We start from the raw sequence: 9,439 nt of genomic DNA, 5'->3' as shown, positions 1-9,439 counted from the left end.
TATTAGTTTCTGGCGGTGTGTGGCCCCCTGGTTTTGTTGCCCGTCCCCCCCCCCCCGCCCGCGGGGCGCCCGGTTGCGGGGGCGCGCGGGGGGCGGGGCAGCAGCCCGGGTGACTACTCGATGACGAGCTCGACGGGGATGTTGCCCCGGGTGGCCTTGGAGTAGGGGCAGACCTCGTGCGCCTGCTTGACCAGCAGGGTGCCGGTCTCGCCGGCCAGGGACTCGGGGAGCTCGATGCGCAGGGTGACGGCCAGCGCGAAGCCGCTGTCGTCCTGGCCGATGGAGGTTTCCGCCGTGACGGACACGTCGCTGGTGTCGACCTTCGCCTGGCGGCCGACCAGGCCGAGGGCGCTGGCGAAGCAGGCGGCGTAACCGGCGGCGAAGAGCTGCTCGGGGTTGGTGCCCTGGCCGTTGCCGCCGAGCGCCGGGGGCATGGCGAGCGCGAGGTCGATCTGGCCGTCGGAGCTGACGGCGCGGCCCTCGCGGCCGTTGGCGGTGGCGACGGCGGTGTACAGCGCGTTCATCGGAGGTCCTTTCACAGGGGGTGGGGCCGGCGGCCGGCCCATGTCCACAACCATGGCACACAATTAAATTGTGTACAACTAAATGGCTCGCAAGGAGGCTCCGGTACACTGGACCCCATGACCGAGCAGCCCGCCGACACCCTCCGCGACCAGGACTTCCTCCGCCTGGACGGGCAGATCTGCTTCGCGCTCAACGCCGCCAGCCGCGCCTTCGGCGGCCTCTACCGGGTCGTCCTGAAGGATCTGGGCCTGACCTACCCCCAGTACCTGGTGATGCTGGTGCTCTGGGAGCACGGCACGATGCCGGTCAAGCAGCTCGGACAGCACCTGCGCCTCGACTCGGGCACCCTCTCGCCCCTGCTCAAGCGGCTGGAGGCGGCCGGCCTGATCCGGCGCGAGCGCAGCGTCGAGGACGAGCGGTCCGTGCACGCGGTGCTCACGGAGGAGGGCGCCGCGCTGCGGGAACGGGCCGTGGAGGTGCCGCGCCGGATCGCCGCGGCCACGGGCTTCGACCTGGCCGAGATCCGCGACCTCCAGACGCGCCTGGGCCGCCTGACGGCCGCGCTCGACGCCGCCGCACCCCAGGACTGAGCCCCAGGGACACCGCCCGGGGACGCAGGGCCCCGGTACGGGACGTCCGGTACCCGCGGGGCTGATCCCTCAGACGCCGGAGTCGCGCTCCATCGTGGGGCGCAGGCGCTCCAGCAGGGCGTACAGCGTCGCGCTCTCCGCCTCGTCCAGCGCGTCGAGGGCGCCGTGCGTGGCCTGCATCTCCTCGCGCACCCGCCGGATGACGTCCCGGCCGGCGTCGGTCGCGATGACGTTCTTCACGCGCCGGTCCGCCGGGGAGGGCTCGCGCCGCACCAGGTCGCGCGCCTCCAGCCGGTCGACGATGCCGGTGACGTTCGAGGCGTCGCACACCAGCAGCGCGGCGAGCCCACGCATGGGTACCGGGCCCTCCAGCTGGGCCAGGACCCTGGCCTGCGTGGACGTGAGCCCGTAGCGCGCGGCCGCGGCCGCGAAGTCCCGCCACTGGGCGGTGCCGATTGCGGCGAGCAGCTCCAGCAGCTGGAGCTTGGTGTGCTGGGTCGGGGCGGTGGCGCTCATGCCTCCGGAGGGTACCCAGGATGCTTGACATTATCAATTGTTTACTTGACCTCCTCAACTATCTGCGCCTACCTTCGACGAAGTACTTGATGACATCAAACATCTCCGTCCTGAAGCACTGAAGCGCCGAAGAAGGTCCTCCCCCTCATGAGCTCCGCCGCATCCGCCCCCGCCGAAGCGAGGAACAGGAACGAGACGGTCATCGTCTTCGCCCTGAGCCTGGCCGCCATGGTCGTGTCGATGATGCAGACCCTGCCCGTTCCGATCCTGGGCCTGATCCGCAACGACCTCGGCACCTCGACCGCCAACGTCAGCTGGGTGACCACCGCCACCCTGCTCTCCGCCGCCGTCTTCACCCCGCTGCTCGGCCGCTTCGGCGACCAGCACGGCAAGAAGCCCACCCTGGTGGCCGTCCTCGGTGTCATGGTCGCGGGATCCGTCGTGGCCGCCCTGGCGACCTCGCTGCCGCTCCTGATCCTGGGCCGCGTCCTCCAGGGCGCCGCGACCGCGATCTTCCCGCTGGCCCTGTCGGTGCTCCGGGAGGAGGTCCGGCCGCAGAAGCTGCCCGGCGCCATGGCCCTGGTCAGCGGCACGCTCGCGTTCGGCTCCGGTCTGGCGCTCGTCGCCACCGGCCTGCTCACCTCGGGCGCCGACGCCGACTACCGCAACGCCTTCTGGATGGCGACCGGCTTCGCGACGCTCGCCCTGCTCGCCGTCGTCTTCCTCGTCCCCGCCACCCGCCACAAGACGGGCGGCCGCACCGACTTCCTCGGCGCGCTGACCCTGGGTCTCGCCCTGCTGCTGCTCCTGCTGCCCATCTCGCAGGGCCACGAGTGGGGCTGGTCCTCCGGCCGCACCCTGGGCAGCTTCGCCGGCGCCGCCGTGATGACGGCCGTCTGGGTGCTGACCGAGCTCAAGGTGCGCGAGCCCCTCGTGGACATGCGGATGTTCGTGCACCGTCCGGTGCTCATGGCCAACCTGGCCGGTGTCCTCGTCGGCTTCGGGATGTTCGCGAACTTCCTGGGCGTCTCCTACCTCGTCCAGATGCCGAAGGCGCTCACCGGGTACGGCTTCGACGCCTCGATCCTGCGCGCCTCGGTCCAGTTCCTGCTGCCCGGCGCCATCGTGTCGCTGCTGGCCTCCCCCATCGGCGGCCAGCTGGTGCGCCACCGCGGGCCCCGCGTCGCGCTCGGCCTCGCCGCCGCCCTCGGCGCGGCCGGCTTCGGCTGGCTCGCCCTGGACCACGGCCACACCGTGTCGGTGATCGGTGCCGGTCTCGTCGTCGGCGCGGCCGTCAGCTTCGGCTACGCGGCCATGCCCGCCGTGATCATGGCGAGCGTTCCGCACCACCAGAGCGGCATCGCCAACGGCATCAACTCCATCTCCCGCTCCACCGGCAGCGCGATCGGCAGCGCCATCGTCACCACGATCCTCGCCTCGAAGACGATCGAGCACCTCCCGGCGGGCGTCCCCGCCCTGCCGGCCGAATCCGGGTTCACCCTCACCTTCGGCATCGGGGCCGTCGCGTTCGCGCTGGTCGCCCTCATCAGCTGGCTCGGCCTGCGCGGCGGACACGGCCCGCGCGTCAGCGCCGCCTCCGCCGGCGCCCCGTCCGCCGCACCCGTCAAGACGGTCCAGCCGGCCGAGACCGTCTGAGCCCCGCCCCCACGCACAACGCCCTACGACGCCGCCCCCGGTCACCCGACCGGGGGCGGCGTCGTGTGCGTACGGGGCCGCGGACCCGCCCCGCCCGGTCCGGGCAAGTGCCCGCGCGACCCTCCACGTTGTCCGCGGGCCACCCGCGGCCGCCCGCCCCGACCCGGAACACGGCGCTGTCAGTGGGGCTCGCTAGTCTCCCCGCATACCGCAGCTCAGAGGCGTTGGCGCCGTCATGAGGGCTGCGCGAAAACGGATTCGGACAGGCGGAGGGGCACGTTCTGATGGCTTGGCTGGCAGTGGACGAGGGCTACGAGGTCGCCCTCGTGGAAGGGCGGGTCACCGCGCGGCGGCCCGCGGGGCGGCAGTTGAAGGCGCTCCCCAAGGCGCTGCGCGACCACCCCGAGGTGGACCGGCTGCGCCGGCTCGCCGAGTGGCTCGACCGGCACGAGGCGGCCTGCGCCGCCCAGGTGGACGCGTGGATGGTGTCCTCGCTGCCCGTGCCGACCGCGCTCCTGGCCCGGGTGTGGCCCGACGAGGCCTGGCAGGCGGCGCTGCGCGACCTGGCGATCGTCGGGGACGACCCGGACGAGGTCGGCTTCCTGCGCGACGCGACCGCCGCGGGCGAGCTGAAGGTGGTCAACCTCGACGGGGAGACCGTACGCCTGTCGCCGCGGACGGTGACCCTGCCGCACCCGGTGTTGCTGCCCGACCTGGACGACGTAAGGGACTTCGCGGCCGAGCTGGGCATCACGCAGAAGGTCGAGCAGATCCACCGCGCGACCTGGGCCAAGCCCGCCTCGGTCACCGCGACGGCGACCGAGGTACGGGACTACGCGGGCGGGGTGTTCCCGTCGCGGTTCAGCCTCGCCGCCCGCGCCACCGCGCTCGGCTACGGCGTCACCGGCGGCTACTCCACCTGCAAGGTCCGCGACACGGGCCGCGCCGTGGAGGCGGCCGTGTGGATCGGAGAACCGTACTGGGACAGCGAGTCGGCCACCGGCGCACTGAACTGGCACGACGGGGAGGGCCGGTCGGTACGGCTCGAAGAGGTCGGACCGGTGGCCTGGTCCGAGGGCATGAGGATGGCCGCGGCGCTCTACGCCGGGCGCAAGATCGAAGAGGGCGGGGACGCGTGAACACCACCACCATCAACGGCACCGGCACCGCCGAGCTGCTCCAGGCGGGCGCCGTACTGCCCGCCGACGCGACGGGCGCGGGCCCCTCCGCCGTGCCCCTGACCGCGCGGACGTACCGTCACCCGGCACTCGGTGACGAGCGCGTCGTCGTCCGGCTCGCCGCGGCCGAACTGGGAGCCGCCGAGGACCTGGCCGCCGGATTCCTGGGACTCGTACCCGAGGACGGCGAACCGCCCGTCGTCGGTCTGGGCCGACGCCAGGCACTCGGGTTCCCCGAGTGGGTCCTCGTGCACCACCCCGAGGACGGACACCACGCGCTGGCCGTCGTCCCCGAACTGGACCGGCTGGCCCGGCAGGCGAAGTCCAAGCCCAAGGCCGCCCTCGACGCCTGCCACGAGCTGGCCGGCCGGCTCGCCGCGGCCGTCCCGCACTTCCTGCCCGTCTTCTACGAGCAGGCCGCCCGGACCTTCCTCGCCGTCGAGAACACCACCTACGCGGCTCAGCTGTTCGGCAAGGCCCGCACCAGCGAGGCCCAGTTCGGACTGTCCGTCGACGAGGACCGCCTGGACGCCGTCTTCCTCGAGTTCGCCCTGGCCGGAGCCCTCCCCGTGAAGGTGCTCACCTCCTACGGCAAGGAACTGGCGCTGCGGGTCACCCCCGCCGAGGCCTTCGAGCGCTTCCGGCGGCTGTGCGTGCGCCGCACCGCGGGCGGCCTCCCGCCGTCGGCCCAGGCCTCCGTCGAGCTGCGGCGGCTCGCCCGCGCGGCCGGGCTGAAGGGCGGTGAGCCCGAGCAGGAGTACCTGGCGGAGCTGCTGCCGCTGCCCGCCACCCTGCGCGCCGCGACCGGCTGGTGGAAGTCCCACCGCGCCTCCCTGGTCGCGCTGGCCCAGCGCGTGCCGTCCGTACGGGGCACCCTGCTGGGACTGGCGCCGACCGGCGGCGGCGACGCCGGTGAACTGGCCGCGCTGTGGCTGGAGGTGCTGGAGGAGTCGGGCGCCACCGCCGGACTCGCCGACGACTCCCTGCCCGCCGCGGAACGCTGCGCCGACGGCGCCGCCGGCTGGCTGGAGCGCTTCCACACCGCCCGGTACAGCGGCTGGGGCACCCCGCCCGCCCTGCCGCCGCTGCTGACCCTCGTGGCCCGCTGCGCCGACCGGCTGCGCGCCGAACTCGACTCCCCCGAACGGGAGGAGGGCCTGCGGATCGACCTCCAGGACGTGGACCTCCTCGACCTGCTGCTCTCCCTGGACGTACCCGTCGCCGTCTCCGCCGACGACTCCGGCTCCGGCGGCCACGCCCGCCTCGGCCTGGAGCAGTGGGCCCTCACGCCCGAACGCAGGGACCTGCGGGCCCTGTGCGCCGACGAACGGCTGCGCCCGGCCTTCTTCCGCACCCTCGACGGCTTCAACGGCCACCACATGTCGAGCCGCCGGTCGGCCGTCGCACTGCTCGCGCGGACCGAGGGCAGCGCCCCCCTGGTCGCCGAGTGGGTCCGCGGCGTCGCCGCCGCGTCCACGGCCACGGGGCTGCCCCACCTGCCCGCGGCGATCCAGCGCCTGACCTGGCTGCCCGCCGAGGCGCTCACCCTGGCCCCGGAGGAAGTGGCCCGCGCGGCCGCCACCGACCTGGGGGAGATCCTGGCCCGCACCCTGCGCGGCGGCCTCTTCGAAGAACTCGGCTGGCCCTCCTGGGAGGAGGCCGTCACCGCGCTCACGCCCGGCAACGACCGCCACCGGCTCACCGTCATGGACGCCTGGCCGTACCTCATCGTGGCCAACTCCGCCCAGGTCAGGGTCATCGACGCCGAGTCGACCGTGCTGACGCACGATCTGCGGCTGCCCTCCGGGAACCACCACAGCACCGGCTTCCACTACGTCGACGGCGACCTGCTGGTCTTCTGGGCCAGCTACAACGGTCCCGTCCAGGGCTACTGGCTCAGCGCCCCGGGCGACGTGCTCACCCTGGACTCCCCCGCCACCTACTGGAGCCCCCGCACCGACAACGTCACGCTGCAACTGCCGGGCGGCGGCCGCGCCACCGGCGGAGACGTCCTGCACCCCGGGGACACCCGGCTGCCCACCGAGCGGGCGGTCATCTCGGACGGCACCTCGTACTGGGTCTGGGAGCACGGCCAGCAGCCCGCCGAGCCGGGCTGGGCCGAGTACGACCCCGCCACCGGCCTCACCGGCCGGCGTTCCGCACCCGGCTTCCTCGCCGACGCCCTGCACGGGCACCCCACCGGCAGCACCCTGCCCGACAACATCGGCCAGAACTGGCTGCGGCCGGCTCCCACCGTCGAGCACTCCGTCCTGGGCACGCCCGTGGACGGACTGCTCGGCTGGCGCGCCGTACGCGTCCCCGGCCAGGGCTGGCACGGCTCCGACAACGCCGGACGCTCCGTCGTCGTGCCCGAGGGCCAGTACGCCCCGCGGCACGCGCTCGGCTTCCCCGGAGACGAGCGGCCGCGCGCCCTGACCGCCGACTGGCGGACGCTGTCCCTCGTCGACCCCGAGGGCGTCGTCACCGCCGAGGCCGGCGGCGACCACCACAACGGGACCTACTCCACCCGCCGCGTGAACCTTCCTCCGCTCCCTTACTGGAACTCCCTGCGCGCCCGGGACCCCGAGGGCTCGGCCGCGCTGCGCGCGACCGACCGGGAGACCGCGGCCGGTCTCCTGAAGGCCGCCGCCGAGGCCGCGAAGAACGACGACGCGGCCGCGCTCGTCACCGCCGCCCTGCCGCAGATCACCGACCCCGCACTGATCGGCGGCGTCGTCGACCAGGTGCGCGCCGCGCTGAACCAGCGCCGCGCCCTGGACCGGGTGGCGGCCGCACTGAAGCCGGCGGACCCCCGGCAGACCCGGCCCCAGGAGGAGCGCGGTCCCGTCGACAACCTCCTCGACGCCGGCCTGGACGGACTCGTCGGCGCGGGGCACTACCGCTACGGCGGGGACTCCGACACCGCCTACCGGTTCCTGCGGAAGCTCGCCGCGGCCGCCGCCGACACCGGGGCGCAGACCGTCCCCGGGCGGCTGCACGTCGACGTGCCCGGGGTCGCCTACTGCGCGTTCCCGTGGATCGGCCCGTTCCTGGAGCAGCCCGCCGCGGCCGCCTACCGGGCGGTCGTCACCGGCAGCACCGACGAGCACCGGGCGGCGCTGTGCGCGCTGCTGGCCGAGGTCGACGCCGTCGGCCTGGGCTCGGCGCGGCAGGCCGGGGCCCGGTGGCGCCGGATCCACGTCCGGATCGAGGAGGGCCACCTCCTCGGGCAGGACGGCCGCGAGCGCGGCCGGGGCGGACGGCACCGCAGCGTCCTGCCGCTCGGCGGCGGTGGCGCGCTCGGCATGGCCGAGTCGATCGACGGCCGGCCCGGCGGGCGCGAGTTCTCCGCGCTGCTGCACGACCCGAGCGGCGCGTTCACCCTGCCCGCGCCGTACACCGGCATCGGGAACGCCACGGTCCCCGGCGACCCCGCCCGGGAAGGCGGCTGGCTGACCGCGTTCCTGCGGGAGGCCGCCGCCCGGGGCGCGGCCCCCTGGTTCCCCGGGGCCGCCGAGGAGTTCTCCCGGCTGACCGGAGTCTCCTCCACGATGGCCGCCCTGGTGCTCGCCGGACTGCCGCACCTCGACACGTGGGAACGCGGTTTCCTCCCGGCCGAGCTGCGCACCGCCCTCGGGGTGAAGGCCACCGCCGCCGCGCACGCCCGCGACGACCTCAAGGAACTCGCCTTCGACGTGCGGCGGGAGCTGGTCGCGGCGCTGCTGCCGGCCGACCCGGCCCTGCTGTGGACCGAGGGGCCGGACGCGGTGGCCGCCGCGCAGGTGTGGAACCGGCGCGTCGGCCGTCGTACACCGGTACCGGACTGGCTGCTCACCGAGGCGGGCAAGGACGTGCGCAGCGCCTGGGCCGCGCACCGCGCGCTGCCCGCGCTGCTCGACCCGGCCTCCGCTCCGGTGCTGTCGACCGACGTGCCGTGGACCGTCCGGCAGGACCACGTGACGCCGGCCGTGCCGACGGCCGCCCCGTTCGACACGGCCGTCCTTTCGGGGTCGGTGGCGCTGACGGCGTGGCTGGCGCACCGGCTGCCCGCGGGCGATCCCCTGCGGGCCTGCCTGCCGCCCGCACTCACCGCCGTACGGCAGCGGCTCGCCGCACCCGAACTGCTGCTGAGCATCGGCCACTACATCCGGCTGGCCGACTTCCGCAAGGCGGCGGGTACGCCGACGGAGACCGCCGAGGGGTACGAACGGTACGGCGCGGTGGTCCTGCCCACCGCTGACGACACGCCCCGGCCCGGGCTGCGCCCGGCGCTGCTGGACTCGACCGGGTCCGACCCGTACCTGCCGCTGCTGCGCGGCCCCGAGCAGCAGCCCTCGGGCGCGGAAACGGCACTTCGCCTGGCCCACGACCCGCGCTTCGCCGCGCTGCTGGCCGACCCGGGGGCGCCGGCGGCCGGGGCCCCCGACAAGGACGGCACCTGGTGGCCGCAGGACCCGAGCCGGTCGGTGCCCGAGCTGGTGGCGGAAGTGGAAGAGGCGTACGGGCTGGGCGCCGACGCCGCCGCCCTCTACCTGGCGCTGCTGGCGATGCCCGACCCGACGGACCGCAACACGGCCCGCTGGACGGGCTGGAAGCCGGCCCGGCTGAAGGCGGCCCGCGCCGAACTGGCCGCCACCGACCTGGTCGTGTCGGCCGGCCGCAGCCGGGCGGGACGCTCCCTGTTCCTGCCCGGCGGCTGGTCCGACATGAACTCCCCGGCCCTGCCGGTGGAGACCTGGAAGCTGCCGATGTACACGGCCGCGCCGAACGGCGTCGCGGTGCTGGGCCTGCTGGTGCCGGCCGAACCGGCCGCCGACCTGTACCGGCGGGCCTGGGCGCGGATCCGCGGGGGCGACGTCCCGCGCTTCGAGGAACTGAAGGTCAAGCGCACGGCCGCCCGCCGCCGCTGACCCCGACGCCCCGCCCGCACGGGGGCTCCGGCCGGGGCGCGGCCCCGGCCGGAGCCCCCGGCAC

At 74.7% G+C, this 9,439-nt stretch carries 6 protein-coding genes; 4 read left to right on the top strand and 2 right to left on the bottom strand.

The genetic code is table 11. The annotated features are described in order from the left end of the window. Nucleotides 1-113: 113 nt before the first annotated feature. Entirely contained in the window at nt 114-524 is a 411-nt protein-coding gene (locus ABZZ17_RS24655; RefSeq protein ID WP_356878554.1) for an organic hydroperoxide resistance protein, read from the bottom strand. Between the two features lie 117 nt (nt 525-641). On the opposite strand from ABZZ17_RS24655, the gene ABZZ17_RS24650 reads away from it, so the two are divergent. Continuing rightward, a complete protein-coding gene (locus tag ABZZ17_RS24650) occupies nt 642-1,115 on the top strand; it encodes a MarR family transcriptional regulator (protein ID WP_356878552.1) in 474 nt (157 codons plus the stop codon). 69 nt (nt 1,116-1,184) lie between these two features. On the opposite strand, the gene ABZZ17_RS24645 is transcribed toward ABZZ17_RS24650, so the two are convergent. Next, entirely contained in the window at nt 1,185-1,631 is a 447-nt protein-coding gene (locus ABZZ17_RS24645) for a MarR family transcriptional regulator (protein WP_356878550.1), read from the bottom strand. Nucleotides 1,632-1,778: 147 nt separating this feature from the next. Between ABZZ17_RS24645 and ABZZ17_RS24640 the strand changes: the two genes are divergently transcribed. The 3 genes from ABZZ17_RS24640 to ABZZ17_RS24630 all read left to right on the top strand — a co-directional run bounded on the left by ABZZ17_RS24640 (nt 1,779) and on the right by ABZZ17_RS24630 (nt 9,375). Further along, nucleotides 1,779-3,287, top strand: a complete 1,509-nt coding sequence (locus ABZZ17_RS24640; protein ID WP_356878548.1) for an MFS transporter — start codon at nt 1,779-1,781, stop codon at nt 3,285-3,287. Nucleotides 3,288-3,571: 284 nt separating this feature from the next. Further along, nucleotides 3,572-4,426, top strand: coding sequence for a DUF4132 domain-containing protein (locus ABZZ17_RS24635; RefSeq protein WP_356878546.1), 855 nt, complete (start codon nt 3,572-3,574; stop codon nt 4,424-4,426). After that, complete coding sequence (locus tag ABZZ17_RS24630) at nt 4,423-9,375, top strand: DNA-binding protein (protein WP_356878544.1); 4,953 nt, start codon at nt 4,423-4,425, stop codon at nt 9,373-9,375. The genes ABZZ17_RS24635 and ABZZ17_RS24630 overlap by 4 nt, the downstream gene beginning before the upstream one ends. The last annotated feature ends 64 nt before the right edge of the window (nt 9,376-9,439 follow it).

Origin of the sequence: Streptomyces sp. NPDC006512, assembly GCF_040611935.1 — a bacterium.
Taxonomy (GTDB): domain Bacteria; phylum Actinomycetota; class Actinomycetes; order Streptomycetales; family Streptomycetaceae; genus Streptomyces.
Note: the sequence above shows the minus strand (reverse complement) of the source record. Positions and strands in the feature narration are given on the sequence as shown.

Excerpts from the sequence above, each read along its gene's own strand:
- ABZZ17_RS24655 (WP_356878554.1), bottom strand. The coding sequence starts at position 524 with ATGAACGCGCTGTACACCGCCGTCGCCACCGCCAACGGCCGCGAGGGC.
- ABZZ17_RS24650 (WP_356878552.1), top strand. The coding sequence starts at position 642 with ATGACCGAGCAGCCCGCCGACACCCTCCGCGACCAGGACTTCCTCCGC.
- ABZZ17_RS24645 (WP_356878550.1), bottom strand. The coding sequence starts at position 1,631 with ATGAGCGCCACCGCCCCGACCCAGCACACCAAGCTCCAGCTGCTGGAG.
- ABZZ17_RS24640 (WP_356878548.1), top strand. The coding sequence starts at position 1,779 with ATGAGCTCCGCCGCATCCGCCCCCGCCGAAGCGAGGAACAGGAACGAG.
- ABZZ17_RS24635 (WP_356878546.1), top strand. The coding sequence starts at position 3,572 with ATGGCTTGGCTGGCAGTGGACGAGGGCTACGAGGTCGCCCTCGTGGAA.